We start from the raw sequence: 26453 nt of genomic DNA, 5'->3' as shown, positions 1-26453 counted from the left end.
TCGACGAATGATATGGGCGCCGGGGCTGGACAAGCCGCGGCCCCTTTTCTAAGGCGATGACATCAGGGGCGGCGGCGACGCCGCCCTATTCCGTTGGCGGCAACGCCGGCGAAGACATTGCGGCCCTTTCGGGGAATCGCGATGGGCGCGTAGCTCAGCGGTAGAGCACACCCTTCACACGGGTGGGGTCACAGGTTCAATCCCTGTCGCGCCCACCAGTTTTTCAAACCCGCCGGTCGTTGGCGACCGGCGGGTTTTTCGCGTCGCGCTCTCTGGTGCGTCATCTATCTGCAATATCAGTCATCAATCTGACACGATATTGTCGCCGTTGAGTCTTCGAATCCGCACCGAGGAGTCACGGGCCGTCCCTAGCGGGGGCTCGTGGTCGACAGGGGGAACACCGAGTCGATCCGGAGAGCGTGCCCGCTCTCACCCACAGATCGAACGGAGACCTTATGGCCAGCTTCAAGCGCGTTAGCCTCATTCTTTTGACCAGCTGCGCGGCGGCAGCCCTTTCGGGTTGCGGCGCGAGCGACATCGCTTCGCCAGGCGAAGGCGTGATTGTCGTTCCGGCTCCCACCCCGGCTCCCGCGCCGACCCCGACCCCGACGCCGACCGGCCCCGTGCTGGTGACTCCGGCCGCTGCCTGCCCGGCCATCCCCGGCCCGGATCAGCTGATCAATGCCGGCACCATTTCCGGCCCGACCGGCGAATATCGCAACTGCGCCTTCCCGGCCCGCTTCACCGCCAACACCCAGATCGCCCGCACCACCGGCGTGATCTACTCGCTGCCTGGCCGTGTCGATGTAGGCACCGATCAGGGCGCGGCGAGCACCGGCAACAACGTCACGCTGACGATCGATCCGGGCGTGGTGATCTTCGGCGCGACCGGCGTGTCCTTCCTGGCGGTCAACCGCGGCAACCGCATCGACGCAGTCGGTTCGGTGACCCGCCCGATCATCTTCACCGGCCGCGGCAACGTGACCGGTTCGGCGACCGACGATACGTCGCAGCTGTGGGGCGGCGTCGTCCTGCTCGGCCGCGCGCCGATCACTGACTGCCTTGCACCGCTGGCCACGCCGGGCACCACCGCCTGCGAGCGTGACACTGAAGGAACCAGCAACGCGCTCTATGGCGGCGCGACCCCGGCCGACAACAGCGGCCGCATGCAATATGTCCAGATCCGCTATTCGGGCTTCATCCTCTCGGCGGCGTCGGAACTCCAGGGCCTGACCCCGTCGGGCGTCGGCAGCGAGACCGTGCTCGACCATATCCAGGTCCATAACAGCTCGGACGACGGCATCGAGATCTTCGGCGGCCGTCCGAACCTGAAATATCTGGTGCTGACCGGCAACGAGGACGACAATCTCGACACCGACGTCGGCTACAAGGGCTTCATCCAGTTCGTGATCGCGGCCCAGCGCACCGGTCTCGGCGACGCGATGATCGAGGCTGACTCGGACAACACGCTGGAAGAGAACACGCCGCGGCAGAACACGCGCCTCGCGAACTTCACTTTCATCCAGCGCTCGACCACCGGCGCCGACCTCGCGGCGATCCTGCTGCGCGGCAGCACCGACTACACGATGGTCAACGGCGTCGTCGTCAGCCCGAGCCTGGCCTGCCTGCGCATCAGCCGTGCAAACACGCTCCGTGCCGCCGATGCGGCCCTCGACGAAGCCGGCCCGCCGGTGTTCCACTCGATCAACATGCAGTGCGCAGCCAATCCGTTCCTCGGGAACAGCGGCGTGACCGATGCACAGGTTCGTACCGCATTTGAAGCCGGCACCAACAACAGCTCGACCTACACGCCGAGCCTGACCAGCGGCTTCATCAACGGTGCCAACGAAACCGCTCGTCCGGCCTTCGCGGCGGCGACGCTCGGCAGCTTCTTCACCTCGCCGGGCTATGTCGGCGCGGTCAAGGACTCGACCGACACCTGGTATGCCGGCTGGACCTGCAACTCCTCGACGCTGAACTTCGGCGCGACGAGCCAGGCCTGCACCACCCTGCCGACCAGCTGATCGCCGATCGGTCAAACGGGGCGGCGCGGTTGCGTCGCCCCGTCATTTCTCAAGTAAACCTACCCCGGGGGATAATACATGTCGAAGCCGCTTAGCCTGGCGAGCTTGCTCCTCGTTTCCACCGCTCTGGTGTCCCCGGCCGCTTTCGCTCAGACGGCACCTGGCGCGACGCAAAGCACGACTCCTGCCGCTGATTCCGCAACGGCCGCCGATCCGGCGCCGCAGCAGGAAGAGCAGGCCGATGTTTCCATTCCCGGCGGCGGTGACGATACCGGCCCCGACATCGTCGTCGTGGGCCGCAACGTGCCCAACGTCGTGCGCGCTACCCCGCAGGTCGCTTCGGTGCTGTCCAGCGCCGACATCGCGCGGACGGGCGAGGGCGACATCGCCGGCGCGCTGACTCGCGTCACCGGCCTCAGCGTGGTCGGCAACGGCTATGTCTATGTGCGCGGTCTCGGCGACCGCTATTCGCTCGCCCTGCTCAACGGCTCCCCGCTGCCCAGCCCCGAGCCGCTCAAGCGCGTCGTTCCGCTGGACATCTTCCCGACCAGCGTGATCGCCTCCTCCTATGTGCAGAAGAGCTATTCGGCCAATTTCCCCGGCGAATTCGGCGGTGGTGTCGTCAACCTGACGACCAAGGCGATCCCGCGCGAGGCCTTTCTGTCGGTCGGTGCCTCGGTCAGCGGCGATACGGTGACCACCGGGCAGCTCGGCTACACCTATGCGGGCAGCCGTCTCGACTGGACCGGCTTCGACAATGGGACGCGCACGCTCCCGACCAACTTCCAGAACGCGCTGGACAGCGGCAAGCTGATCACCGTTGGCCCGGACTTTTCGGTCGAGCAGATCGGCCTGCTTGCCTCCAGCCTTGCGAATGCGCGGACCACCGTCCTGCAGCGCAACGACAATATCCCGGTCAACTTTTCGGGCGATCTGTCGGGCGGCGCCTCGATCAATCTGGGCGATACGCTGCTCGGCGTGATCGCGTCGGCCAGCATCGCCAATACCTGGCGCACCCGCCAGTCGCTGCAGCAGACCGCCGGTGCTGCCGACCTGTCGGTGCCGGACAACAACTTCAACCGCGTGATCACCGACAATCGCGTCGTGGTGAGCGGCCTGCTCGGCCTTGGCCTCGAATTTGACGAGAACAAGGTCCGCTGGACCAACCTCTATATCCGCGACACCCTGAAGCAGGGTCGGCTCGGCGTCGGCAACCGCTTCATCTCGGCCAATCGCGACCTGATGGTTCAGGACACCGGCTGGTACGAGCGTCAGCTGATCGATACCCAGCTGACCGGCGAGTTCCGCTTCGACAATCTCAGCCTCGATCTGCGCGGCGGCTATGCGAACACCCAGCGTGAGGCGCCGTACGAGCGCAGCTTCACCTATGTCCGGACCAACCAGCCGCTGACGTCGGATCCGACGGGCAACAAGTACGTCAACGATCTGGGTGGCAACAACCAGGAAGGTACCGCGACGGTATCGTTCAGCGACCTCAACGAGAATCTCTACTCGGGCGGCGCCGACCTGTCGTACAAGTTCACGCCGGAGATCACCGCGACGGTCGGCTATGCCTATTCGGATACCGACCGCACCTCGACTCGCCGCGACTTCACCTATCGTGGTTCGAACCTGCCGATCAGCGTGCGCCAGCTGCGCCCGGACTACCTGCTGTCCGACTATACGATCCAGTCGTTCGATATCGTCCTGCTCGAAACCTCCGGTTCGGCCGGCACGGCGGCGTTCGAGGCCAAACTGCGCACCCATGCAGGCTATGGCCAGATCAAGGCCGAGGTCATTCCCGGGCTGAAGTTCGACGTCGGCGTCCGCTACGAGACGGCGAAACAGACGGTGCTGCCGATCAACCTGTTCGGCACGGTCAGCACCGCGATCGTCGAGACTAACCTGAAGAACGATTACTGGCTGCCGGCTGCTACCCTGACCTGGGAAGTCGCCAACAACATGCAGGTGCGCGCGAGCGCGTCGAAGACGATTGCCCGGCCGCAATTCCGCGAACTCGTGTCGCAAATCTATCTCGACACTGACTCGAACCGTCAGTTCCGCGGCAACCCGTCGCTGGTCGACAGCAAGCTGACCAATGCCGAGGCGCGCTACGAATGGTTCTTCGCACGCGACCAGCGCATCATGCTCGGCGGCTTCTACAAGAAGATCGATCGCCCGATCGAGGCCTTCTCGTCCTTCAACTCGGACGGGTCGGTCAACACCAGCTTCGCCAATGCTCCCGAGGCGACTCTCTACGGCGCCGAGTTCGAGGCGCAGAAGCATTTCGACATGGCTGACTGGTTCGGCGGCAATTTCTTCGCCAGCCGCCGCCTAGTGGCGATCGCGAACTATACCTATTCGAAGTCGAAGCTGAAGGTCCAGGCGGGTGATCTCGCGGTCGTGAACGGCGTGCCGCTCGCCGCCGCCAGTTTCTTCCGCGATGGCGCGCCGATGACTGGCCAATCGGAGCACCTCGTCAATCTGCAGCTCGGCATCGAGGACAAGGAAAAGCTGTCCCAGTTCACCTTCCTCGTGAACTATGCCAGCAAGCGCGTGACGAGCCGCGGCCCCTCGGGCCAGCCGGACATCTACGAACAGCCGGGCGTCGATTTCGACTTCGTCGCGCGTCAGGGTGTGAAGCTGTTCGGGCTCGATACGGAGCTGAAGTTCACCGCGCGCAACATCCTGGGCACCAAATATCAGGAGTTCCAGGAGCTCGGTGACAACCGGATCTATTACAACCGCTACGATGTCGGCGCGAAATTCTCGCTGGGGATCGGCATCAACTTCTGATCACGCCAGAAAAGGGGAAACTGACCCCGGCCGCGCCGCCGCGCGGCCGGGGTTTTTCTGTGATCGCCGGTCGCGCGGATCGGCGCCGAATGACGCCCCGCCTGACGGACCTCCGTTACGCCCAGCCCCAGGGCTTTTCCCGAAACCATTTCGTGATCACATATTTCACGCCGCTGCGCACTTTCATGCCTTGATGGATCGTCGCCGGGTTCAGGCTGCCGTCCGGGCGCCGGTTGTTCCAGGTCAGCAGCTTGCCCGTTTCCGGCTGGACGATCTTGTCGATCGCCTTGAACCGGGTCGCGCCGCCGGCCTCGGGCTCGTTGAGGTAGATCATCACCGTCCAGGTGCGATTGCCGGCGACCCCGCAATAGCGCTGATAGTCGATGCCGGACGGCTCGAAATAATCGGTATGGCCCTTGAATTCCTGGCCGACGGCATAACGCTGGCCCTGCATCGGCTCGCCGAACACGGGATCGAGGCCGGTAAAGGCGATGATCCTCGCCTCGACCTCTGCCACCACGGGATCCAGCGGGTCGAGATCGCCGGTTTCGCTGGTGCGGAAGGCCGCATCGCCATTGGGATCGGAGATAGTCGACGGCCGGCGTACGGAGTCGATTCGGTCGATCACCGCAGCGCAGGTCGCGGGATCGAGGAAGCGGCGACGCAGGAACAGATTCAGCTTCGGGCTCGGCACGCGCTGTACGCCGGGTTGTCCGGTGAGATGCGCGGTCAGGCCTTCGGACGGCAGGCCCGAACCAAAAGGGCTGGGCAGGGCGGTGGTTTCCGGGGCATCGGCCATGGTGGCGCTGATGCCAAAAAGCCCGGGTCTTTTCCAGTATGACAAGCTATACATGTCGTGTCTCGGAAGGTTCACAGGGGCGACCTACGACTGTAACAATCGCCGCCTAGCAGGTGCGCGATCGGGGATTTTCCGCATGCGTTTGGTTCTGGATGCGCGGGCACGCGCGCTGCTGCGGCGGTTGCCCCGCACCACTGTCTATACGGCGCTTGAGCTGCTGCTGCTCGCGCTGCTGGCGGTGCAATGCGCCCGGCTGATCTGGGTGCTGGTCACGCCCGTCGGGGCGCTCGGCCCGTGGCAACCGGTGCGGCCTGGCTTTACCGGTTCGCCGACCGCGCTGCTGCAGGGTTTCGATCCATTCTTCCGGCTGAGCGGCGGCGCCGACAACAAGACCGTGGTGGTGACCTCGCTCCAGCTCAGCCTGTTCGGCACGCGCGTGAACGAGGCGATGGGCGGTGGTTCTGCGATCATCGCCGGTCCCGACGGCGTGCAGCAGAGCTTCGCGGTGGGCGACGAGATCAGCCCGGGCGTGAAGCTGAAGGCCGTTGCGTTCGATCACGTCACGATCGATCGCGGCGGCGCCGCGGAGGATCTGTTCCTCGACCAGAGCGGCGCGGTCGAGCCTGTCGCTCCATCGCCGCCGTCGGGCGCCACGCCGTCCCTGCTGCCGAACCCGCCGAATCTGCCCGGCCTGCCTAACGCGCCCGGCCCTAGGGTCGGCCTGACACCGGCCCAGCTACGCGCGGATATCGGTTTCATCCCCCGCGTCGATGGCGGCAAGATCAGTGGTCTCGTCGTGCGCCCGCAGGGCTCGGGCGCCGCCTTCCGTCAGGCCGGTCTGCGCGAAGGCGACGTCATCACCGCGATCAATGGTCGCGCGGTGACGGGGCAGGGCGATATCGAGCAACTCGGCACGCAGATCGGCAAGGGCGGCACCATCCCCGTCACGGTCGAGCGCGGCAACGACACACTTTCCCTCACCCTTACGATCGCGGGCCAATGAAAAAGCTACTTCTTGCACCCGTCCTCGCGGCCGTGCTGGTCGGCACGGTAACCGCGCAGACGACGATGAACGTGCGCGATGCCGATATCCGCGCCTTCATCGCCGATGCGGCGCGAGTCACCGGGCGGACCTTCATCATCGATGCCCGGGTCCAGGGCAAGGTGACCGTCGTCACTGACCGGCCGCTGTCGCGCTCCGAATATTTCGAGGTGTTCCTCTCGACGCTCCGTGCCAATGGCCTGGTCGCGGTGCCGACCTCGAACGGCGCGTTCCGCATCCAGCCAAGCGACAATTCGGCCTCCCAGCCGAGCCGGATCGGCTCGAGCGGCGCCGCGCGCAACAGCCTGGTCACGGAGATCGTCCGACTCCGCGCGATCGATGCGGCGTCGGCGGTCGACACCGTCCGGGCGCTGGTCAGCGCTCAGGGGTCGGTGACGGCCAACCGCGGCGGCAATTCGATCGTGATCGTTGATTTCGCCGACAATGTGCGTCGCGTGCGCGAAGTGCTGCGCCGGATCGACACCGACAATAATTCGACGCGGGTGATCGCGCTCAAGAATGCCGGCGCGCGGGAGATCGCGACCGCGCTCCAGGCGCTGGTGGGATCCGGCGGGCAGGGTACGGCGCCGGGCAGCGGCCAGAGCGTCAGCGTCGTGGCGATCGTCGGCTCGAACTCGGTGGCGCTGCGCGGCGACCCGTCGTCGGTGGCGCGGCTGGCAGTAGTAGCCGAGGATCTCGACCGGCGTGCCAAGAACGGCACCGAGATCAAGGTCGTCTTCCTCGAAAATGCCGATGCCGAGCAGCTCCTGCCCGTGCTGCAGCAGCTGGTCGGCCAGACGCCGACTCAGCCGACGCAGAGCAACACATTGTCGCGCTCCAATTTCGGCGGCACGGGCAATAACGACAGCCAGACCTCGAACACGCCCGCGCCCGTGCAGCAGGCGGCCCCGGCTGCCGCCGGCGGCGGAACCGGCCAGCCTGCGATCGTCGCCGAGGGCGGCCGTACCGCGGCAGTGGTGACTCGCTTCACCGGCGCCAATGCCATCGTCATTGCCGCGCCCGCCGAAGTGCAGCGTCAGCTTGCTGAGGTCGTGCGACAGCTCGACACGCGGCGCGAGCAGGTGCTGGTCGAGGCGATCGTCGCCGAAGTCTCCGACGCGACCGCCAGCAAGCTGGGCGTCCAGTTCCTGCTCGCCGGTCTGCCGGGCAGCGGGGTTCCGACCTTCGCCACGGCATACAGCAACTCGGCGCCCAACCTGCTGACCATCGCCGGTGCAATCGGCGCGCGTTCGCTCGCCACAAGCACCACCACGGTCAACGGCACCACCACCGTCACCACCAACGGCAGCGCGGTGGGCGATTCGCTCGCGCAGTCTGCGCTGAACTCGATCCTCGGCGCCTCGGGCGGCTTTGGCGGCGGTGCGTTCAACATCGGCAAGGACGCGATCTTCGGCACGATTATCAGTGCGGTGAAATCCGACACCACGTCGAACCTGCTCCAGGCGCCGTCGCTGACCACGCTCGACAACCAGCCCGCCCGCATCCTGGTCGGCCAGGAGATCCCGATCACGACCGGCCAGGCGCTCTCGACCAATTTCGACAATGCGTTCCGCACCGTCCAGCGCGAGAATGTCGGCATCCAGCTCGAGGTGCGGCCGCAGGTCAATTCGTCCGGCGCGATCAAGCTGTTCCTGCACCAGCAGGTCAGCAGCATCGCCGGCCCGGTGTCGAGCGATAATAGCGACCTCATTCTCAACAAGCGCGAGGTCGAAACCACCCTGACCGTCGATGACGGTCAGATCGCGATCATTGGCGGCCTGCTCAGCGACGACGAGCGGCGCACGATCGAGAAGGTGCCGTTCCTGGGCGATTTGCCCGGCATCGGCCAGTTGTTCCGCTCCAAGGCGAAGCAGCGCACCAAGACCAATCTGATGATCTTCATTCGCCCGACCGTGCTGCGCACGCCCGAGGATAGCCGCAGAGTGGCCGAGCGGCGCTATGGCTATCTGCGCCTCCAGCAGGCCGGGCAGAATCCTGAGTCCGAGCCCAGCATCGATCAGCTGGTACGCGACTATATGGGGGCCGCAGCACCCCTGCCGGCGGCGGGTACGCCGGGCGGGATCGAGGATCCGCGGGTCGCCGTGCCGGTGATGCGCAATTCGACTAAAGTCATCCGGCCGAGGGACAAGTGATGCAGATCGCTCCAGGCAATGCGGAGGATGCGGTGGAACCGCTGGTGCTGGCTGAAGGCAGTGCGCTGCCCGATCGCATGATCGCGATTCCCTATGGCTTCGCCCGGCGCTTCGGTGTCGCGCTGGACATCGGGGAGGGCAGCCACCTGTCGATCGCCATGCGCGAGGGGTCGGACCCCAAGGTCCTGCTCGAGCTGCGCCGCCATCTCGCCCGCCCGTTCGATGTCAGCTTCGTGACGCCCGAGGATTTCGACCGACTACTGTCCGATCGCTATGCGATGGACGGCCAGGCGGCGGCGGTGGCCGCCGGCACGCTCGGGCTGGGCGACGAGCTCGATCTGCTCGCCGGCGACCTGCCGACCGCAGACGACCTGCTCGACACCGCCGACGATGCGCCGGCGATCCGCCTGATCAACGGCATCATCGCCGATGCCGCGCGCCACGGTGTGTCGGATATCCATATCGAGCCCTACGAAACCGGCCTGGTGGTGCGCATGCGCATCGATGGCGTGCTGCGCGAGACCCTGCGCATGCCGCCGCACGTCGCGCCGGTGGTGGTCAGCCGCGTCAAGGTCATGGCGCGCCTCGACATTGCCGAACGCCGCATCCCGCAGGACGGCCGTATCGGCCTGACGCTCGGCGGCAAGCTGCTCGACGTCCGCGTCTCGACTCTGCCGAGCCGCGCCGGCGAGCGCGTGGTGCTGCGAATCCTCGACAAGGAGAATGCCGGGATCACGCTCGACGTGCTCGGCATGACCAATGCGATCAACACGATGCTGAAGGGCGCGCTGTCCGAGCCCAACGGCATCATCCTGGTCACCGGCCCGACCGGCTCGGGCAAGACGACCACGCTCTACGCCGCGCTCCGCCTGCTCAACGACGGCAGCCGCAACATCCTGACGGTCGAGGATCCGGTCGAATATGCCATGGACGGCATCGGCCAGACTCAGGTCAACCCCAAGGTCGGCCTAACCTTCGCCGCCGGCCTGCGCGCGATTCTGCGCCAGGATCCCGACGTGGTGATGGTCGGCGAAATCCGCGACCGCGAGACCGCCGAGATCGCGGTCCAGGCGTCGCTCACCGGCCATCTCGTGCTCTCCACCGTCCACACCAACGACGCTGTCGGTGCGATCACCCGGATGCGCGACATGAAGGTCGAGCCGTTCCTGCTCGCCTCCACCTTGCGCGCGGTCATCGCCCAGCGCCTCGTGCGCAAGCTGTGCGAGCATTGCCGTCGCCCGGTCCAGGCCAGCGGTTCGGTATCGGCCTTGCTCGGCTTCGACGTCGGTGCCGTGGTCTACGAGCCTGTCGGCTGCGAGCATTGCCAGGGATCGGGGTTCAAGGGCCGGATCGGCGTGTTCGAGGCGATCCGCGTCGACGAAACGATCCGCCGCCTGATCAACGACGGCGGCGACGAGGCGATCATTGCGCGCCACGCCTTCCTTCATTCGCCCAATCTCGGGTCGGCCGCACGCCAGCTGGTGCGCGAGGGCCTGACCACGCCCGAGGAAGCAGTCCGCGTCTCGCGCCGCGACATGGCCGATGTCGAGGCACCGCTGGTGGTGGACGCGCCGACGAATGGCTGATTTCGACTATCTGGCCATCGACACGCGCGGCCGTGAGACTCGGGGGCATATCGCCGCCGAGTCGATCGACGATGCGCGTGTCCTGCTGGATCGAAAACGCCTCTATGTCGTGAAGGTGGAGGCCGGATCGGGGGCGGCCCCGCGCGGCAAGCCGCTGCTCGCCGATCTGCGCTTCGGCTCGAGGAAGATGAGCGCGAAGCAGCTTTCCCTGTTCACCCGCCAGCTGGCGACGCTCAACCGTGTCTCGCCGCTGGAGGAATCGCTCCGCACCATCACCCGCCAGACCGAGCAGGAAACGGTGCGCACGATCGTCTCGCAGGTCCATGCCGGCGTGGTCGAAGGCCGCCGCCTCGCCGAGGCAATGGGCCGCGAGCCCAAGAGCTTCCCGCCGCTCTATCGCGCGATGGTTTCGGCCGGCGAGCGCTCCGGCTCGCTGCCGATCATCCTCGAACGCCTCTCGGTCCTGCTCGAGCGCCAGGCCGAGATCAACGGCAAGATCATCACCACGCTTGCCTATCCCGCCGTGCTCGCGGTGGTTGCGATGGGGGTGGTCACCGCGCTGATGATGTTCGTCGTGCCGCAGGTGGTCGAGCAGTTCGACACGGTCGGGCAGGAGCTGCCGTTGCTGACCAAGATCGTCATCGGCATCTCCGCGGTGCTCGTCGGTTATTGGTGGGCGATCCTCATCGCGATCGCGCTCATTGCCTTCGGGGCGTGGTGGGCGCTCAAGGATCCGGGGATCAGGCTTGCCTTCGACAGCTGGCTGCTCCGACTGCCGCTGCTCGGTCGCCTGATCCGCGATCTCCACGCAGCCCGCATGGCGCGCACGCTCGCGACGATGGTCGCCAGCCGCTTGCCCTTGCTCGAGGGCCTGACCCTGACCGCGGGCACGATCCACAATCGCCGGCTCAAGCTCGCCTCGGACGAGATCGTCGAATCGATCCGCGGCGGCGGCAGTCTGTCGGCGGCGATGCGCCGCGCCGGGGTGTTCCCGCCGCTACTGACCTATCTCGCCGCGTCGGGCGAGACGGCGGGGCAGCTCGACGACATGCTCGAGCGCGCGGCGGATTATCTCGAACGCGAGTTCGACCGCTTCACGGCCACCGCGCTGTCGCTGCTGGAACCCGCGATCATCGTGCTGATGGGCGGAATCGTCGCGACCATCGTTCTTTCCATCCTGCTGCCGATCCTGCAGCTCAACACGCTCGCCGGCCAGTGAAGCCATGATGAGGACTGCCATGAACACCCCCCGCAAACCCGCCAACCGCAAGCGCCGTCAGGAAGAGGGATTCACCCCCGTTCGGCGTTCCGCCGAACGCGGCTTCACGCTCGTTGAGCTGATGGTCGTGATCGTGATCCTCGGCCTGCTCGCGACGATCGTCGCGATCAACGTCATCCCGAGCGGCGAGAAGGCCAAGGTCATCAAGGCCAGGACGGATATCTCGACGATCGAGGGTGCGCTCGACACCTACAAGCTGCACAACGACGTCTATCCGAGCACTTCGCAGGGGCTTCAGGCGCTCGTCACCGCGCCCGACGGCGCTGATCCCGCCAAGTATCAGCGCGGCGGCTATATCAAGCGCCTGCCGGACGATCCTTGGGGGCGCCCCTATCTCTACGCCTCGCCGGGCCAGCATGGCGACGCCGACATCTGGACGCTCGGTGCCGACAACAAGGAAGGCGGCGAGGGCGCCGACGCCGATATCGGCAGCTGGCAGTAATTGTCGCGACCGACCGCCTTTGAACTGCGGCCCCACCGCAACGATCGCGGCTTCGAGCCGCGTCGGCGTTCCGCCGAACACGGCTTCACGCTGATCGAACTGATGATCGTCATCACGATCATCGGACTGGCCTCGGCTGCGGTGGTCTGGGCGCTGCCTGATCCGCGTGGGCGGCTGCTCGACGAGGCGACGCGCTTCGCGGCACGGACGCGCGCGGCGCAGCAATCGGCGGTTGTCGGCGCGCGCCCGGTGAGCGTGTGGGTGTCCGGCGGCGGCTATGGTTTCGACGAGCGCACGCACGGCAAATGGGTGCCCGTGGCGGAGAAGCCGCTGCGCGTGACCAGCTGGGGCAAGGGCACGCGCGCCGTGGTGACCGATACCGGCGGGCGCCAGCGCATCATGTTCGACACGACCGGCCTCGCCGATCGCCCGCTCGACGTTCGGCTGAAGCGCGACGCGGAGGAAGTGTCGGTGCGGATCGCTCCCGATGGCTCGGTCAAGGTCGGCGGGTGATGAAGCATCCTTCTTATCGTTCCCCCGCGGAGGCGGGGGTCCAGGAGCCACAATCGGCTCGCTTGCGGCTCTGGGTCCCCGCGGTCGCGGGGAGATTTTCGCGTAGGCGCGAAAGTGGCTTCACGCTCATCGAAATGATGGTCGCGCTGGCGGTGTTCAGCCTCGCCGCGCTTGCCCTGATCCGGCTGGAAGGCGCGACGATCCGCGGCACCTCGATCCTCGATTCGACGCTGACCGCGCAGATGGTTGCGCGCAATGTCGCGATCGAGGCGATGACCGACGCCAAGCCGCCCACGGTCGGTATCGCCAAAGGTGTCGAGCAGAATGGCGGCAAAGCCTGGACCTGGACCCGCGAAACGCGCGCGACCGCTGACGCGCGCATCCTGCGTATCGACGTGCAGGTCGCCGACGCCGCGGGCAGCCGCCAGGGTCACCTCACCGTGGTGCGCGTCGCGACGATCGGAGGCGCTGCCTCATGAAACGCGCTGCTGAACACGGCTTCACGCCTGTGAGGCGTTCCGCCGAACACGGCTTCACGCTTGTCGAGGTCATGATCTCGCTGATGATCTTCGGCCTGCTCGCGGCGGCGGGCGTGGCGCTGTTGTCGTTCAGCGTGCGCGCGCAGGCGGCGACCGACCGGAAACTCGACGACGTCCAGGCGCTCAACCGCCTCTCCTCGGCGCTGGCGGGCGATCTCGCCCAGGCGACCGAACGCCAGACGCGCAACGAGGCAGGCGATCTTCTGCCCGCCTTTTCTGGCGAGGCCGGATCGGGCAGCACGCCGATGCTCCGCCTCGTCCGCGCCGGCTGGAGCAACCTCGACGCCGCGCCGCGTCCGGGCGAGCAGAAGGTCGAATATCGCCTCGCCAATGGCGCGCTCGAACGTGTAGCGTATCCGATGCTCGACGGGGCGCAACCGCTTCCCGCAGCGGTGATGCTCACGCACGTCCGCCAGGTGTCGCTGCGCTATCGCATCAACGGCGCCTGGAGCGACCGCTGGCAGGGCACGCCGATCTACGCCTTGCCCCAGGCAATGGAGATGCGCGTGCTGCGCGACGACGGAGTCGAGTTCCGCCAGATGTTCCTGGTCGGCGCCGGCTATGGCAAGCGGAAGGCACCCGATGGGAGCTGAGCGCGCCTCCGAACGCGGTGCGGCGCTGCTCACGGTGCTGCTGCTCGTCGCGCTGATCGCGGTACTGGCCGGTACCGCATTGGAAAAGCTGCGCCTCGCGACAAAGCTTGGCGGCAATGCCATCGCGATGGACCAGGCCCGCGCCTATGGCCTCGCCGCCGAGACGCTGGCGCTGACCAAGGTCAGCGACCTGCTCGCGCGCGACGCCAGCCGCGTGACGCTCGCCGGCGGCTGGAGCGGCCGCGCGATCCCGCTGCCGGTGCCGGGGGGACTCGCCACCGCCCGGGTCGTCGATGGCGGCAATTGCTTCAACCTCAACAGCCTGGTGGTCGAAACCGCGCCCAGCACCTATTCCTCCTACACGCCCGCGCGCATCCAGTTCGCCCGGCTGATCCGGCTGGTAGGCGGGCCCAGCGCCTCGGCCGAATCGATCGCCGCCGCCGCGTCGGACTGGATCGACAGCGACACCAGCCCGATCGATCTCGGCGCCGAGGATGCGAGCTATAGCGGCCAGTCGACGCCCTATCGCACCGCCAACACGCTGATGACGGATCCGAGCGAGCTGCGCGCGGTGGCAGGTGTCACACCGGCGATCTATGCAAAGCTCCAGCCTTGGCTCTGCGCGCTGCCGCTGGCCAAGCCCTCGAAGATCAACGTCAACACCTTGCTCCCGGAACAGGCGCCCTTGCTCGCGATGCTGATGCCCGACACCATGACCGTCGAGGCCGCCCGCCAGGTGCTGCTGCGCCGTCCGCCAGGTGGTTATGAAAGCCCCGCCGCTTTCTGGAAGCTGCCCTCGCTGAGCGCGATCACCCCGCCGCCTGACGCCTTTGCGCAGACCGCCGTCACGACGGGCTGGTTCGATCTGCGGGTCGATGTAACGCTTGGCGGGGCGGAACTCGAACAACATGCGCTGATCGACGCGACGGAGCTTCCCGCGCGGCTCGTCTCCCGGCACTGGGGCGAGCCGTCATGACCGAGTCGCTCACCCTCTTCCTGCCCACGGGCACCACGCCCTGGCGCTGGCTGCGCATCGCCGACGGCTCGGTCGCGGCGCGGGGCGAAGGTTTGCCCGATCTCCCCGATGCGGATGCCGCGCCGCCGATCGTGGTGGTGCCGGCGGAAGCGGTCACGCTGCACTGGGCGGAACTGCCCGATCGCTCGACTGCCCAGGCAGTCACGGCGGCGCGGATGCTGGTCGGCGACGCCAGCGCGGCGCCGATCGGCGAGCTGCATGTCGCGGTGGGCCGGGAGGGCGACAATGCCGAGCGTCCGATCGCGGTCGTCTCGGTCGCCCAGATGCGGGCATGGCTTGAAACGCTCGCGGTGCACGGCATCGATCCGGTGATGCTGGTGCCGTCGCCGATGCTGTTGCCCCGGCCGGACCAGGGATATCTTCGCGCCGATCTGGGCGGCGAGGGGGTGGTGCGCGGCCCCACCAGCGGTTTCGCCGACGAGGCGCGGCTGACCGAGCTGGTCACGGGCGGCGTCGCGCCCACGGTGCTCGGCCGCGACGAACTGGAGGTCGCGATCGCCGCTGCGCTGGCCTCGCCCGCGCTCGACCTTCGCCAGGGGCCGTTCGCGCGGCGCAAGCGTTTCGCGATCGATTGGGGCCTGATCCGCCGGCTTGCCTGGCTGTCGGTCGCGATCCTCAGCGTCACGCTGCTGATCAGCCTGGTGCAGATCATGAAATACAGTTTCGCCGCGGATTCGCTCGAGCGCCAGGCCGATCTGGCCGCGCGCCAGGGCCTGCCGCGCGGCGAGACGGTCAACAATGCCGATCGCCAGCTCGATGCGCGCCTGTCCGGCCTGCGCGGCGGCGGGGCTGGGTTCAGCCGCACCGCGGCCGCCGTTTACGCCGCCGTCCGGTCAGTGCCGGGCGCTGAGGTCCGCGCGGTGTCCTTCCAGGCCAATGGCGATCTGCGCGTCTCGGCCGCGACCGAGAATGAGGGTCAGGTGAACGACCTGAAATCGCGGATCGAGGCTTATGGCTTCGTCGTGAAGGCGGGCGTGTTTCAGTCCAACGCGGGCCGGGTGACGGGCGAGATGACGGTGAGTGCGCGATGACCGAGCGATTCCGCCTCTGGTTCGCCGGGCGCTCCTTGCGCGAACGACGGATGCTGTTGGTCATGGTCGCGCTGCTCGCGCTGACCATCGTCTGGGGCGGGATCATTCGCCCGGTGACGGACGGTCTGTCGTCCGCGCGGGAACGCCATACCGACGCATTGATCCGCCTTGCCGAGGCCCAGGCGCGCGTGAAGGAGCTCGAGACAGTCCAGCGCCAGCGGCCAGCGCCACTCGAGGCGCAGCTCGACACCGTCATCCGCGACCGGGCGAACGAGGCTGGCTTCGCGCTGGCCAGCGTCACGCCGGACGGGCCGGATCGGGTGCAGATCACCATCGCCACCGCGCGGCCAGGGCCGCTGCTCGGGTGGGTCGCCGGCCTGGAATCGGCGGGCATCCTGGTCGACTCGCTGTCGACCACTGACAATGGCGACAAGACGGTGTCGGCGCAGCTGTCCCTGAAGGTGCGCGGGCAATGAAGCGGCTCCGCCTGACGACCGGTCCCCGGGCCTTTTTCGGCGCGGCCCTGGTGATCGCGCTGATCGTCTTTCTGCCGCTGCGCCTCGCCATGGGCTGGTTCGATCTCGGCAATACCGGGCTCACCGCGCGCGAGGTCAGCGGCAGCATCTGGTACGGCACCTTGCGTGAGGCGAGCTTCGGCGGCGTCGCCCTGGGCGATCTGCGGGCGCGCCTGTCGCCGATCCAGCTGCTCGTCGGACGTGCGCGAATCGATCTCGCGGGGCCGGGCAGGGGCACGGCCCAGCCGTTCCGCGGTGCGATCGGCGTCAGCCGCCACAGCTTCGGTGTCGACGATCTCACCGCGACATTGCCGGCGGGCAATGTCTTTGCCCCGGTGCCGGTCTCCGCGCTCGATTTCGACGATGTCAGCGTGCGATTCCAGGACGGCAATTGCCAGAAGGCGGAAGGGCGGGTGCGCGCGACGATCTCGGGCGATCTGGCCGGCATTAGTCTCGGCCAGGGCATGACCGGCACCGCGCGCTGCGATGCGGGCGCGCTGCTGCTGCCGCTCGCCAGCCAGGCTGGCACGGAAACGGTCGCGCTGCGCCTCTGGAGCACCGGGCGTTTTCGGGGCGAACTGACCGTGCAGCCGCCGGCGGACCCCGCCGCGACCGAGAAGCTCGTGCTCGGCGGCTTCCAGGCAACGCCCGCGGGTTATACGCTTTCGATCGAGGGGCGCTTCTGACGCTGGGGCGGACACAGCGGCGACGGGTGGCGCCGCGATAGGGAAAAGGCTAATCTTGACGATGCCATGTTTCGCCCGCTAGGGGCGCTGGCTCTGCGGCGATCGTAGTTCAATTGGTTAGAGCGTCGGCTTGTGATGCCGGATGTTGCGGGTTCAAGTCCCGTCGGTCGCCCCATTCTTTCATCAGCCAGGAAAATCGCGTGACCAGCGGCTGGGGCTTCCCCGATTTTGACGACCATGAGGGCGTGCACCTCTTCACCGATCCGGCTTCGGGCCTTCAGGCGGTCATTGCGATCCACTCGACGGCGCTGGGTCCTGCGGCCGGCGGCGTGCGCTTCTGGCATTATGCCGACAGCGACGGCGCGATAACCGACGCGCTGCGCCTGTCGCGCGGCATGAGCTTCAAGAATGCCATGGCCGGCCTGCCCATGGGCGGCGGCAAGGGCGTCGTGCTTGCGGCGAATCCGGGTGATTCGATCACCGTTCCCCAACTCGAGGCGTTCGGCCGCGCGGTCGACTCGCTCGGCGGCCGTTATGTGACCGCCGAGGATGTCGGCATGTCCGAAGCGAGCATGAAGACCATCGCCACGATGACGCGTCATGTCTCCGGCCTGCCGGTCGCGGCGGGCAGCGCGGGCGGCGATCCCGGGCCCTTCACCGCGATGGGCGTGTATCTCGGCGTGAAGGCAGCGGCGAAGCGCGGTCTTTCGGCCGATTCGATGAAGGACGTGCATGTCGCGATCCAGGGCGTCGGCAGCGTCGGGGGCGGTCTCGCCCGCCTGCTGGCGAAGGATGGCGCACGCCTGACCCTCGCCGACGTCAATGCCGACAAGGCGGCCGCACTGGCGGCGGAGCTGGGCGCGGAGACGGCGCTGGCGGATGCGATCCTCGGCATCGAGGCGGACCTGGTCAGCCCCAACGCCCTCGGCGCGATCCTGACCGCCGAATCGATCGGCGCGCTGCGCACGACGGTCGTGGCCGGCGGCGCGAACAATCAGCTCGCCACCAGGGAAGACGGCGCACGCCTCGCCGAGCGCGGGATCCTCTACGCGCCGGATTACGTCATCAACGCCGGCGGCATCATCAATGTCGGCCTCGAATATCTCGGGCACGGCGACCAGGCGGAAGTCGAAGCCCGCATCGCGCGCATTCCCGATCGCCTGATCGAAGTCTGGGACGAAAGCGACCGCACCGGCGCGCCGGCGTCCGACGTGGCGGACATGATTGCGCGGCGGTTGATCGGGCGACAAACCTCCTAGGCATTTCTGTTCCCCGGCGAAGGCCGAGGCCCAGCTGGGAGGCGATCATGGCAAGGCGCTGCACAAGGCTACAGTAACCTTTCCAACTGGGCCCCGGCCTTCGCCGGGGAACAGAATCCCGCACGTAATCCAACCGCGCCGTTATGAAGCAACCCCCACCAATTTATAAAACCGCACCGCATTATTATAGAAGATATCCCGCTTCTGTTCCTCGCTGAGGAACGCGGCTGACTCCACCCCCTCGATGGCCAGGCCGATCGCATCCGGCCAGTACATATGGTCGGAGCCGAACATGATGCGCTTGCCGAAACCCGCATCGACGAACTTGCGCAGATAGTCGTGGAAATGCGGGCGTGGCATGAGCCAGTCGAGCGCCCCGGTATCGATGTTCACGTTCGGGTAGAGCATCAGCATGGCCAGCGTATCGTCGAGATAGGGCCAGCCGCCATGCATCAGGTTGATCCGCAGCGTCGGATGGCGATTGAGCGCTTCCTCGATCAGACCGGGATTGCCGAAGCGCGCCCGCGCCGGCCGGCAACAGGGATCAAAGGGCGTTCCTTCCGGCATCGTCCCGCTGTGGAGCGCCACGGGAATGTCGAACGCCTCGGCCAGCGCCAGATAGGGCTCATAGGACGGGTCGCTGAGCGACAGGCCGGCATATTGGGAGGTGACTTCGCCGAGCACGCGCAGCTTGCCTGTGGAAAAGGCGCTCCGCAACATATCGAGCGGCGGCAGCGGCGTGTCTTCCGACCCGCGTATGCCTGCCCCGGCGACGAAACGATCCGGATCGCGGTCATGCCAGTCGATCGCCGCCTGCAAGCGGTCGCCATCGCCACCGCTGACGATCCCCTTCACCACATTGTGCCGCTTCATCTCGGCGATGCACGCCGCCAGGTGACCCGCGCCGTTCCGGATCGGGCTCTTCGCGCCGGTGATCGGATTGACGATCGGGTTGGGGAACGGCGTGGTGGCCGGATAGGCATGCATATGCACGTCGATGATCGGCCGTGCCCCATTGGCATCGGAGGCGATCAGGGCGCCGGGCAGGGCGACGGAGGCGATACCGGCCCCACTCAGTTTCAGGAAATCCCGGCGCGCGATCTGCATTCCAGTCCTCACTCGATCCTGTAGCAATGTCGGCGGTTCGATGGCCTCCGACAATCGGGAGCTATCCCGCGCATTGCCCGCGCGAAATGACCTCGGAGGTCATGTCTCCTGAAAATTAGCGGTCGATAATGCGTGCCGGGTGGCCCCCGCCGCGGATTTGCCGCCCATGCGGTGGCATCCACGCAACGCGCAGTTGAGTAGCACCCCAACTGTCTCTAGACGCGGAGGCCAACGTGCCGAGCCTCCATGCCTTCGCCAATCCCGCGCGCTTTCTGAAGCTCGCCAGGCCACTTACCCCGATCCTGTTCTGGTCGGGGCTCGTGCTGCTCGCGATCGGCCTGTGGGGCGCGCTGTTCCGTATCCCGCCCGACTATCTCCAGGGCGAGACGGTGCGGATCATGCACATCCACATCCCGACCGCGTCGCTCGGCATGGGCGCCTGGGCCGGGATCGCGCTGTCGTCGATCGTCTATCTGGTCTGGCGCCATCCGCTGGCGATGGTCGCGGCGCGCGCCATCGCGTTGCCGGGCGCGGTGTTCTGTGGCCTCTGCCTCGTCACCGGATCGATCTGGGGCCGGCCGACCTGGGGCACCTGGTGGCAATGGGATGGCCGGCTGACTTCGATGCTGTTGCTGTTCTTCGTCTATCTCGGCTTCATGGCGCTGACCCGCGCCGATGCCGAGCGGGGCGGAGACGGCCGAATTCCGGCGATCTACGGCATTGCCGGGTCGGTGCTGCTGCCGATCATCCGCTATTCGGTGGTCTGGTGGAACACGCTCCACCAGGGGCAGAGCATCAGCCTGACCAAATCGACCATCGACAATTCCATCCTCTGGCCACTGCCCTTCACCTTGCTCGGCTTCTCGCTGATCTTCGGAGCGGTGGTGCTGATGCGGATGCGGACCCTTCTTGCCACGGCCAAGGCCGAGGCGCGCATGCGGCGGATGGCGGCATGAACCCCTGGCCGTTCGTTTTCGGTGCCTATGGCATCACCCTCGCCGCGGTCACCGCCCTGGTCCTGTGGAGCTGGGTCGCGATGCGACGGAGCGAACCTAAATGAAGGCCAAGCATCAACGGCTGACCCTCGCACTGCTGGCGGTCGCGGCGGTGATCGGCGCCGCGCTGCTCGCGCTGTCGGCGCTGAAGGACCAGGCCGCGTTCTTCTACGCGCCGGGAGACGTGAAGAAGGGCGAAATGCCGCTGGGCCGCGCGGTGCGGCTGGGTGGCATGGTCGAGGCAGGCTCGATCGCGAAGCTGCCCGACGGCGTCTCGATCCGCTTCGTCGTCACCGACGGCATCGCCAAGGTGCCGGTCGCGTTCAAGGGCATCGTGCCCGACCTGTTCCGCGAGAAATCGGGCGTGGTGGCCGAGGGCAGCTTCAACCCGGACGGCAGCTTCACCGCGACCAACCTGCTGGCCAAGCATGACGAGAAATACATGCCGCCCGAAATCGCAGGCAAGATGCACGAGACGAAGTCGCTCGAACAATGATCGCTGAAGCAGGCCTGGCCGCGCTCTGGTTCGCTGCCGCGCTCGCGGCGTTGCAGCTTGCGCTGGCGGCGGTGGGCGTTCGCCGCGCGATATTCTCTGGCTCGTCCAAGGCCAGCGCCGACGATGTCGCGCTGACCAACCAGATACTCTCCGCCGTGCGCCCGGTCGCGGTAGTGCAGGGCCTGCTCGCCGGCCTGGCGCTGCTGCTGCTGATTACCGTGTTCGTCCGCTCCGACATGTCGGTGTTGCTGGTCGCCACCAACAGCCATTCGGACAAGCCGCTGCTCTACAAGATCGCCGGTGCCTGGGGGAACCATGAGGGCTCGATGCTGCTCTGGGTCACCATCCTTGGGCTTGCCGGCGGGGCGGTCGCGATCCTCGAGCATCGTCTCCAGCGTGCGACCCTGATCGCGACGCTCGGCGCGCAGGCAATGATTGCGCTGGGTTTCTATGCGTTTCTGCTATTTTCCTCCAATCCGTTCGCAAGGCTGAATCCGGCGCCGGTCGACGGCAACGGGCTCAACCCGCTGCTGCAGGACCCGGGCCTGGCCTTCCATCCGCCGACGCTCTACATCGGTTATGTCGGAATCTCGGTCGCTTTCTCCTTCGCGGTCGGCGCGCTGGTGACGCGCGATGTCGGGCCTGCTTTTGCCCGCGCGATGCGGCCCTGGGTGCTCGGCGCCTGGATCTTCCTGACTCTCGGCATCACCGCAGGCAGCTATTGGGCTTATTATGAGCTCGGCTGGGGCGGCTGGTGGTTCTGGGACCCGGTCGAGAATGCCTCGCTGATGCCGTGGCTCGCCGCGACCGCGTTGCTTCATTCGGTGACGGTGCTGGCCACGCGCGACGGTCTGCGCGCCTGGACGGTGATGCTGGCGGTGGTCGCTTTCTCCATGTCGATGATCGGCACTTTCCTGGTGCGCTCGGGCATTCTGACCAGCGTCCATGCCTTTGCGGTCGACCCCAAGCGCGGCGCGTTCATCCTCGTGCTGCTCGCGCTCTATATCGGCGGCGCGCTGTTGCTGTTCGCGGCGCGGGTCGGCACGGTGCGCCAGGGCAATACCTTCGAGCCGGTCAGCCGCGAAGGCGCGCTGGTCGCGAACAATCTGCTGCTGAGCGTTGTCCTGGGCATCGTGCTGATCGGCACACTCTATCCGATCGTCGCCGCGGGCATGGGCGTGCAGCTCTCCGTCGGCCCGCCCTTTTTCGACAAGACCGCCGGGCCGATCGCGCTGATCCTGGTCGCGATCATGGGGGCGGGGCCGCTGATGCGCTGGCGTCGCGACGAGCCCAATGCCGTGCTCGGTCGCATGACCGTGCCCGTCGCGGCGACCGGCATTACCTTTGCGGCCTTTGCGGCGCTCGGCGGCGGGATCGGCATTCTGCCGCTGCTCGGCCTGTCGCTCGCGGTCGGGGCCGGCACCGCGAGCGTCGCGCCGTTGTGGAAACGCAATCTGCGGCGCACGCCGCTGTTCACCTGGGGGATGGTGATCGCGCATCTCGGCATCGCGGTGAGCCTCGCCGGCATGGCCTCCGACAGTGCCTTCACCAAACAGACGCTCGTCGCGGCGCGGATCGGCGAGCCGCAGCGCGTCGGCCCGTTCACGGTCACGCTCGACCATATCCGGCCGGTGATCGGCCCGAACTGGTCGGCGCTCGAAGCGACGCTGACCGTGCGGCGCGGCGACGGCACGGCCTTCACCCTGCGCCCGCAGTCGCGCTTCTTCGCCTCGCCGCCGACCGTGACCAGCGAATCCGCCATCGCGACCAAGATCGACGGCCAGCTCTATACCGTGCTGGGCCAGGAGGACGAGCAGGGCCGCTGGCAGCTCCGCCTGTGGTGGAAGCCGTTCGTCACGCTGATATGGTTTGGCGGCGCGCTGATCGCGCTCGGCGGGGCATTGTCGCTGCTCGGTCGCCTGCGCCGTGAGCGCCGCGTCGTGGCGCGGGAGGAGGAGGCATGAAGCGGATGCTGCTCTGGGTGCCGTTCGGGGCATTCGCCCTGTTGTTCGCGGTGGTGGCAAGCGGGCTGATCGCGCCGGTCGATCGCACGGTGAAATCCGCGATGGTGGGCAAACCCTTGCCGAAATTCACGCTACCGGCGATCATCGAGACGAAGCCCGGCCTCGGCACCGAGACCTTCCAGCAGGGCAAGCCGCGCCTGCTCAACGTCTTTGCCAGCTGGTGCGTGCCGTGCATCGCCGAAGCGCCGAACCTGATGCGGCTGAAGGCGATGGGCGTACCGATCGACGCGATCGCGATCCGCGATACCGGCCCGGCGATCCGCGGCTTCCTGCAGCGCAACGGCGATCCCTATGAGCGCATCGGCGACGACAAGGTCAGCGCGGTACAGCTCTCGCTCGGCTCGTCCGGCGTGCCCGAGACCTTCGTGATCGACGGCCACGGGCGGATCGTGAAGCAGCATATCGGCGACATCCGCGCCGAGGACATTCCCGCGATTCTCGAAGCCCTGCAGGCGGCGAAATGACGCCAACTCACAGCCGTCATGCCGGACGTGTTCCGGCATCCATCGAGCCGCAAACGCTGCTGCGTGTGCGGAAGCGTGGCCCCCGGAACACGTCCGGGGTGACGGCAGGTTTGTTGGGATTGCTGCTCCTCGCAGCCCCGCTCCACGCCGATAGCGGCCTGCCGCCTGCCGCGCTCGCCAATACGCAGCTCCGAGATCCGGCGAAGGAGGCAAAGGCGCAGGCGCTGATGATTACCCTGCGCTGCCTCGTCTGCCAGGGCCAGTCGATCGCGGACAGCGATGCGGACATGGCGGGAGACATGCGGGCTTTGGTGCGCCAGCGTATCCAGGCCGGAGAAAGCCCGGAGTCGGTGCGGCGCTGGCTGATCGAACGCTATGGCGACTATGTGACCTACGACCCGCCGTTCAATGGCGTGACGGCGGCGCTGTGGCTGGCGCCGCTCGCCATGCTCGCCATCGGGGCGTGGCTCGCGCGCGGCAGTTTCAAGAGGAAACGGCGCTGATGGGCTGGATCATGCTCGCTCTGATCGGTCTGGGCTCGGCGGCCGTGCTGTGGTTCGCCGGCGTCGCACGATCGCTCTGGACCTTTGTCGGCGCGGCGATGATGCTGGGCGCGGCCGGTTATGCGCTGCAGGGCGATCCGGTGCTGCCGGGCCATCCGGTCGCGGCCAATGCCGATCCGATCGAGGTCGATCCCGCCCTGACCGAGCTGCGCGATTCGATGCTGGGGCGCTATACCGCCGAGGGTGCCTATCTGATCGCCGCTGACGGCGTGACGCGCACTGGCGATACCCGAAGCGCGGTCCAGGCGGTGCTCGGCGGGATCAACAAATATCCGCGCAGCCTGGCGCTGTGGACCGGGCTCGGCTCAGCACTGTCGGTGCATGACAATGTCGTGTCGCCCGCCGCACTCTACGCCTTCCGGCATGCGGCCGAGCTCAATCCGAAGCACCCGGCGCCGCCCTATTTCCTTGGCCTCGCCTATATCCGGGCCGGTGAATATGCGGTGGCGCGGCCCTATTGGGCCAGGGCGCTGGAGCTGTCGCCGCCCGAACAGCCCTATCGCAAGGAGATCGCGGCTCAGCTCGCGCGGCTCGATGCGTTCCTCACCATGGCCGAACGCGGCCAGCTTCAGGCGCCCGCCAACTGATTGCTGCATCCGGCAGGCCCGTTAAGTAATATATTGTAATGTATAGATAATTCTACGTATCAGGCGTCGCCTTCGGACGAGAAGATATGGGACAAGCTGGTGTCTCATATCTCCCTCGATTCAATTTAGCCGATACGTGCCGTACCCAGCCGCGGTGCCGTCCGTAAAAGCCTGTCAGCCCCGCCAAGCCTCGAACGGCAGATCGAGCGCGTCGGCGACGGCCTGATGGCGGATTTTGCCGCCCGAGACGTTCAGGCCGTTGGCCAGGTGTGGATCGGCCTTCATCGCGTTCTCCGCGCCGAGCTTGGCGAGCTTCATCACGAAGGGCAGCGTGGCGTTGTTGAGCGCGAAGGCCGAGGTCCGGGCGACCGCGCCGGGCATGTTGGCGACGCAATAATGGATCACGCCGTCGACCTCGAACACCGGGTCCTCATGCGTGGTGGCGTGCGAGGTCTCGAAGCAGCCGCCCTGGTCGATCGCGATATCGACCAGGACCGAACCGCGCTTCATCGTCTTGAGCATCTCGCGGGTGACCAGCTTCGGCGCTGCGGCACCCGGCACCAGCACCGCGCCGATCACGAGATGCGCGTTCTTCACCGCCGCGGCGATCGCCGCCTTAGAGGCATAGGCGGTCTTGATCTGGCTGCCGAAGAACATGTCCAGCTCGGCCAGCCGCGCGTTGGAGATGTCGTAGATCGTCACATCCGCGCGCATGCCGACCGCCATCTGCGCCGCGTTTACGCCCGAGACGCCGCCGCCGAGGATCGCGACCCGCGCCGGCGCCACGCCGGGCACACCGCCGAGCAGCACGCCGCGTCCGCCCTGTTCCTTCTCCAGATAATGCGCGCCGACCTGGATCGACATGCGGCCGGCCACTTCCGACATCGGTTTGAGCAGCGGAAGGGAACGGTCGTTCGCCGTCACCGTTTCATAGGCGATGCACGTCGCGCCCGACTTCATCAGGCCCTCGGCCTGCGGCTTGTCGGCGGCAAGATGGAGATAGGTGAAGAGCAGATGACGCGGCTCCAGCATCGCCACTTCGCCCGGCTGGGGCTCCTTGACCTTCACGATCATGTCGGATTGCGCAAAGACGCTCGCCGCATCGGGCAGGATCTTGGCGCCCGCCGCGACATAGTCGGCATCCTCGAAATCGATGCCGAGGCCCGCGCCGGTCTGGACGAACAGCTCGTGCCCGGCCGCGGTCAGCTCGGCGACCGACGGCGGGGTGAGACCGACTCGGTACTCGTGGTTCTTGATTTCCCTGGGAACACCGATGCGCATGAAAGCTCTCCTGGATTTTGCCTGCATATACACCAGAGGGGCCGGGAAGTGCTTGCAATCTGCTGGTCGGCTGGCCCCGAGTTGCAATCGCATTGCGTATATGACGCGATTAGCGCAATGGATTCCCGCATGGACAGCATCGATCGCAAGATCATCGCACAGCTTGGTGAGGAGTCGGGTATCACCAGCGAGGAGCTGGGCGAGCGAGTAGGCCTCTCTCCCTCGGCCGCGCATCGCCGGGTGAAGACACTGGAACAACTGGGGTTGATCCAGGGTTATCGCGCCCGGCTGTCGCGTGCCGCGCGCGGCAATCCGTCGACGGTGTTCGTCTCGGTCACGCTCACCGACCAGCGTCAGGCGACGATGATGGCGTTCGAGCACGCGCTGTCATCGACCGCGCAGGTCAGCGAGGCGCATCTGATGAGCGGCGAATCCGATTATCTGCTCAAGGTGCTCGTCCGCGAGGATGACAGCTATGAGCGGATTCACCGCGAAGTCCTGTCGGTGCTGCCGGGCGTCCACCGACTCGTCACGCAGTTCACCATCCGCACCTTGGCGACGGAGGAATAGGATGCGCCCCAGCCCCAATCTGGGTGGCGTTGCCGGGGCATTGGCCCCGTGCTACTGCGCCGCCTCTTCGAAC

The 26453-nt window shown here is 66.8% G+C and carries 26 protein-coding genes and 2 tRNA genes; 25 read left to right on the top strand and 3 right to left on the bottom strand.

Annotation, left to right across the window (positions count from 1 at the left end; all coding sequences use genetic code 11):
- Nucleotides 1-143: 143 nt before the first annotated feature.
- The 3 genes from ACZ1I5_RS10395 (at nucleotide 144) to ACZ1I5_RS10385 (ending at nucleotide 4820) form a co-directional block, all read left to right on the top strand.
- Nucleotides 144-218: transfer RNA gene (locus tag ACZ1I5_RS10395), tRNA-Val, on the top strand.
- Between the two features lie 237 nt (nucleotides 219-455).
- A complete protein-coding gene (locus tag ACZ1I5_RS10390; RefSeq protein ID WP_465173613.1) occupies nucleotides 456-2024 on the top strand; it encodes a hypothetical protein in 1569 nt (522 codons plus the stop codon).
- Nucleotides 2025-2102: 78 nt separating this feature from the next.
- Complete coding sequence (locus ACZ1I5_RS10385; protein WP_465173612.1) at nucleotides 2103-4820, top strand: TonB-dependent receptor domain-containing protein; 2718 nt, start codon at nucleotides 2103-2105, stop codon at nucleotides 4818-4820.
- A gap of 115 nt (nucleotides 4821-4935) precedes the next feature.
- Here ACZ1I5_RS10385 and ACZ1I5_RS10380 read toward each other — a convergent pair whose 3' ends face one another.
- Nucleotides 4936-5619, bottom strand: a complete 684-nt coding sequence (locus ACZ1I5_RS10380) for a prolyl hydroxylase family protein (protein WP_465173611.1) — start codon at nucleotides 5617-5619, stop codon at nucleotides 4936-4938.
- Nucleotides 5620-5755: 136 nt separating this feature from the next.
- On the opposite strand from ACZ1I5_RS10380, the gene ACZ1I5_RS10375 reads away from it, so the two are divergent.
- The 14 genes from ACZ1I5_RS10375 (at nucleotide 5756) to ACZ1I5_RS10310 (ending at nucleotide 18293) form a co-directional block, all read left to right on the top strand.
- The gene (locus ACZ1I5_RS10375) at nucleotides 5756-6622 is read left to right on the top strand and encodes a type II secretion system protein N (protein WP_465173610.1); all 867 of its coding nucleotides are present in this window, start codon (nucleotides 5756-5758) and stop codon (nucleotides 6620-6622) included.
- The gene (gspD, locus tag ACZ1I5_RS10370; protein WP_465173609.1) at nucleotides 6619-8814 is read left to right on the top strand and encodes a type II secretion system secretin GspD; all 2196 of its coding nucleotides are present in this window, start codon (nucleotides 6619-6621) and stop codon (nucleotides 8812-8814) included. The genes ACZ1I5_RS10375 and gspD overlap by 4 nt, the downstream gene beginning before the upstream one ends.
- Nucleotides 8814-10400, top strand: a complete 1587-nt coding sequence (locus ACZ1I5_RS10365) for a GspE/PulE family protein (RefSeq protein WP_465173608.1) — start codon at nucleotides 8814-8816, stop codon at nucleotides 10398-10400. Before gspD ends, ACZ1I5_RS10365 begins: the two co-directional genes overlap by 1 nt.
- Nucleotides 10393-11619: a type II secretion system inner membrane protein GspF gene (gene gspF, locus ACZ1I5_RS10360; RefSeq protein WP_465173607.1), complete on the top strand. Its 1227-nt coding sequence runs from the start codon at nucleotides 10393-10395 to the stop codon at nucleotides 11617-11619. Before ACZ1I5_RS10365 ends, gspF begins: the two co-directional genes overlap by 8 nt.
- Before the next feature lie 19 nt (nucleotides 11620-11638).
- Nucleotides 11639-12121: a type II secretion system major pseudopilin GspG gene (gene gspG, locus ACZ1I5_RS10355; RefSeq protein WP_465173606.1), complete on the top strand. Its 483-nt coding sequence runs from the start codon at nucleotides 11639-11641 to the stop codon at nucleotides 12119-12121.
- Nucleotides 12122-12634, top strand: coding sequence for a GspH/FimT family pseudopilin (locus ACZ1I5_RS10350; RefSeq protein WP_465173605.1), 513 nt, complete (start codon nucleotides 12122-12124; stop codon nucleotides 12632-12634).
- Between the two features lie 62 nt (nucleotides 12635-12696).
- Entirely contained in the window at nucleotides 12697-13113 is a 417-nt protein-coding gene (gene gspI, locus ACZ1I5_RS10345) for a type II secretion system minor pseudopilin GspI (RefSeq protein ID WP_465173604.1), read from the top strand.
- A complete protein-coding gene (gene gspJ, locus ACZ1I5_RS10340; RefSeq protein ID WP_465173603.1) occupies nucleotides 13110-13766 on the top strand; it encodes a type II secretion system minor pseudopilin GspJ in 657 nt (218 codons plus the stop codon). Before gspI ends, gspJ begins: the two co-directional genes overlap by 4 nt.
- Nucleotides 13756-14742 carry a type II secretion system minor pseudopilin GspK gene (gspK, locus tag ACZ1I5_RS10335; RefSeq protein ID WP_465173602.1) on the top strand — a complete coding sequence of 329 codons (987 nt, stop codon included), beginning with the start codon at nucleotides 13756-13758 and terminating at the stop codon, nucleotides 14740-14742. The genes gspJ and gspK overlap by 11 nt, the downstream gene beginning before the upstream one ends.
- The gene (gspL, locus tag ACZ1I5_RS10330) at nucleotides 14739-15833 is read left to right on the top strand and encodes a type II secretion system protein GspL (RefSeq protein ID WP_465173601.1); all 1095 of its coding nucleotides are present in this window, start codon (nucleotides 14739-14741) and stop codon (nucleotides 15831-15833) included. The genes gspK and gspL overlap by 4 nt, the downstream gene beginning before the upstream one ends.
- Entirely contained in the window at nucleotides 15830-16309 is a 480-nt protein-coding gene (gene gspM / locus ACZ1I5_RS10325) for a type II secretion system protein GspM (protein ID WP_465173600.1), read from the top strand. Before gspL ends, gspM begins: the two co-directional genes overlap by 4 nt.
- The gene (locus tag ACZ1I5_RS10320; RefSeq protein ID WP_465173599.1) at nucleotides 16306-17034 is read left to right on the top strand and encodes a type II secretion system protein N; all 729 of its coding nucleotides are present in this window, start codon (nucleotides 16306-16308) and stop codon (nucleotides 17032-17034) included. The genes gspM and ACZ1I5_RS10320 overlap by 4 nt, the downstream gene beginning before the upstream one ends.
- Nucleotides 17035-17132: 98 nt before the next feature.
- Nucleotides 17133-17209, top strand: a tRNA-His gene (locus tag ACZ1I5_RS10315).
- Nucleotides 17210-17234: 25 nt separating this feature from the next.
- A complete protein-coding gene (locus ACZ1I5_RS10310; protein WP_465173598.1) occupies nucleotides 17235-18293 on the top strand; it encodes a Glu/Leu/Phe/Val family dehydrogenase in 1059 nt (352 codons plus the stop codon).
- A 141-nt stretch (nucleotides 18294-18434) separates the two neighbouring features.
- On the opposite strand, the gene ACZ1I5_RS10305 is transcribed toward ACZ1I5_RS10310, so the two are convergent.
- Nucleotides 18435-19400: an amidohydrolase family protein gene (locus ACZ1I5_RS10305; RefSeq protein ID WP_465173597.1), complete on the bottom strand. Its 966-nt coding sequence runs from the start codon at nucleotides 19398-19400 to the stop codon at nucleotides 18435-18437.
- Nucleotides 19401-19633: 233 nt separating this feature from the next.
- Between ACZ1I5_RS10305 and ccmC the strand changes: the two genes are divergently transcribed.
- The 7 genes from ccmC to ACZ1I5_RS10270 all read left to right on the top strand — a co-directional run bounded on the left by ccmC (nucleotide 19634) and on the right by ACZ1I5_RS10270 (nucleotide 24529).
- Nucleotides 19634-20356, top strand: a complete 723-nt coding sequence (gene ccmC, locus ACZ1I5_RS10300; protein ID WP_465173596.1) for a heme ABC transporter permease CcmC — start codon at nucleotides 19634-19636, stop codon at nucleotides 20354-20356.
- Nucleotides 20353-20460, top strand: coding sequence for a heme exporter protein CcmD (gene ccmD, locus ACZ1I5_RS10295; RefSeq protein WP_465173595.1), 108 nt, complete (start codon nucleotides 20353-20355; stop codon nucleotides 20458-20460). The genes ccmC and ccmD overlap by 4 nt, the downstream gene beginning before the upstream one ends.
- Complete coding sequence (ccmE, locus tag ACZ1I5_RS10290; protein WP_465173594.1) at nucleotides 20457-20891, top strand: cytochrome c maturation protein CcmE; 435 nt, start codon at nucleotides 20457-20459, stop codon at nucleotides 20889-20891. Before ccmD ends, ccmE begins: the two co-directional genes overlap by 4 nt.
- Complete coding sequence (locus ACZ1I5_RS10285; RefSeq protein ID WP_465173593.1) at nucleotides 20888-22855, top strand: heme lyase CcmF/NrfE family subunit; 1968 nt, start codon at nucleotides 20888-20890, stop codon at nucleotides 22853-22855. The genes ccmE and ACZ1I5_RS10285 overlap by 4 nt, the downstream gene beginning before the upstream one ends.
- Complete coding sequence (locus ACZ1I5_RS10280) at nucleotides 22852-23379, top strand: redoxin family protein (protein WP_465173592.1); 528 nt, start codon at nucleotides 22852-22854, stop codon at nucleotides 23377-23379. The genes ACZ1I5_RS10285 and ACZ1I5_RS10280 overlap by 4 nt, the downstream gene beginning before the upstream one ends.
- 110 nt (nucleotides 23380-23489) lie before the next feature.
- Nucleotides 23490-23882 carry a cytochrome c-type biogenesis protein gene (locus ACZ1I5_RS10275; RefSeq protein WP_465173940.1) on the top strand — a complete coding sequence of 131 codons (393 nt, stop codon included), beginning with the start codon at nucleotides 23490-23492 and terminating at the stop codon, nucleotides 23880-23882.
- Complete coding sequence (locus tag ACZ1I5_RS10270; protein ID WP_465173591.1) at nucleotides 23882-24529, top strand: tetratricopeptide repeat protein; 648 nt, start codon at nucleotides 23882-23884, stop codon at nucleotides 24527-24529. The genes ACZ1I5_RS10275 and ACZ1I5_RS10270 overlap by 1 nt, the downstream gene beginning before the upstream one ends.
- A gap of 174 nt (nucleotides 24530-24703) precedes the next feature.
- Here the strand turns inward: ACZ1I5_RS10270 and ald are convergent, their stop codons facing one another.
- A complete protein-coding gene (gene ald / locus ACZ1I5_RS10265; protein ID WP_465173590.1) occupies nucleotides 24704-25810 on the bottom strand; it encodes an alanine dehydrogenase in 1107 nt (368 codons plus the stop codon).
- Nucleotides 25811-25939: 129 nt separating this feature from the next.
- Between ald and ACZ1I5_RS10260 the strand changes: the two genes are divergently transcribed.
- A complete protein-coding gene (locus tag ACZ1I5_RS10260) occupies nucleotides 25940-26380 on the top strand; it encodes an Lrp/AsnC family transcriptional regulator (RefSeq protein ID WP_465173589.1) in 441 nt (146 codons plus the stop codon).
- Nucleotides 26381-26453 lie beyond the last annotated feature (73 nt).

It is taken from the genome of Sphingomonas sp. BL-S-30 (assembly GCF_055521475.1).
The sequence above is the reverse complement of the archived record's forward strand: the minus strand, read 5'-3'. Positions and strand labels throughout refer to the sequence as shown.

Coding starts and splice junctions, on each gene's coding strand:
- ACZ1I5_RS10365 (WP_465173608.1), top strand. CDS start 8,814: ATGCAGATCGCTCCAGGCAATGCGGAGGATGCGGTGGAACCGCTGGTG.
- ACZ1I5_RS10270 (WP_465173591.1), top strand. CDS start 23,882: ATGGGCTGGATCATGCTCGCTCTGATCGGTCTGGGCTCGGCGGCCGTG.
- gspL (WP_465173601.1), top strand. CDS start 14,739: ATGACCGAGTCGCTCACCCTCTTCCTGCCCACGGGCACCACGCCCTGG.
- ACZ1I5_RS10280 (WP_465173592.1), top strand. CDS start 22,852: ATGAAGCGGATGCTGCTCTGGGTGCCGTTCGGGGCATTCGCCCTGTTG.
- ACZ1I5_RS10285 (WP_465173593.1), top strand. CDS start 20,888: ATGATCGCTGAAGCAGGCCTGGCCGCGCTCTGGTTCGCTGCCGCGCTC.
- gspJ (WP_465173603.1), top strand. CDS start 13,110: ATGAAACGCGCTGCTGAACACGGCTTCACGCCTGTGAGGCGTTCCGCC.
- ald (WP_465173590.1), bottom strand. CDS start 25,810: ATGCGCATCGGTGTTCCCAGGGAAATCAAGAACCACGAGTACCGAGTC.
- gspG (WP_465173606.1), top strand. CDS start 11,639: ATGAACACCCCCCGCAAACCCGCCAACCGCAAGCGCCGTCAGGAAGAG.
- gspK (WP_465173602.1), top strand. CDS start 13,756: ATGGGAGCTGAGCGCGCCTCCGAACGCGGTGCGGCGCTGCTCACGGTG.
- ACZ1I5_RS10380 (WP_465173611.1), bottom strand. CDS start 5,619: ATGGCCGATGCCCCGGAAACCACCGCCCTGCCCAGCCCTTTTGGTTCG.
- ACZ1I5_RS10390 (WP_465173613.1), top strand. CDS start 456: ATGGCCAGCTTCAAGCGCGTTAGCCTCATTCTTTTGACCAGCTGCGCG.
- ACZ1I5_RS10385 (WP_465173612.1), top strand. CDS start 2,103: ATGTCGAAGCCGCTTAGCCTGGCGAGCTTGCTCCTCGTTTCCACCGCT.
- ACZ1I5_RS10375 (WP_465173610.1), top strand. CDS start 5,756: ATGCGTTTGGTTCTGGATGCGCGGGCACGCGCGCTGCTGCGGCGGTTG.
- gspF (WP_465173607.1), top strand. CDS start 10,393: ATGGCTGATTTCGACTATCTGGCCATCGACACGCGCGGCCGTGAGACT.
- gspM (WP_465173600.1), top strand. CDS start 15,830: ATGACCGAGCGATTCCGCCTCTGGTTCGCCGGGCGCTCCTTGCGCGAA.
- ccmE (WP_465173594.1), top strand. CDS start 20,457: ATGAAGGCCAAGCATCAACGGCTGACCCTCGCACTGCTGGCGGTCGCG.
- ccmD (WP_465173595.1), top strand. CDS start 20,353: ATGAACCCCTGGCCGTTCGTTTTCGGTGCCTATGGCATCACCCTCGCC.
- gspD (WP_465173609.1), top strand. CDS start 6,619: ATGAAAAAGCTACTTCTTGCACCCGTCCTCGCGGCCGTGCTGGTCGGC.
- ACZ1I5_RS10260 (WP_465173589.1), top strand. CDS start 25,940: ATGGACAGCATCGATCGCAAGATCATCGCACAGCTTGGTGAGGAGTCG.
- ACZ1I5_RS10305 (WP_465173597.1), bottom strand. CDS start 19,400: ATGCAGATCGCGCGCCGGGATTTCCTGAAACTGAGTGGGGCCGGTATC.
- ACZ1I5_RS10320 (WP_465173599.1), top strand. CDS start 16,306: ATGAAGCGGCTCCGCCTGACGACCGGTCCCCGGGCCTTTTTCGGCGCG.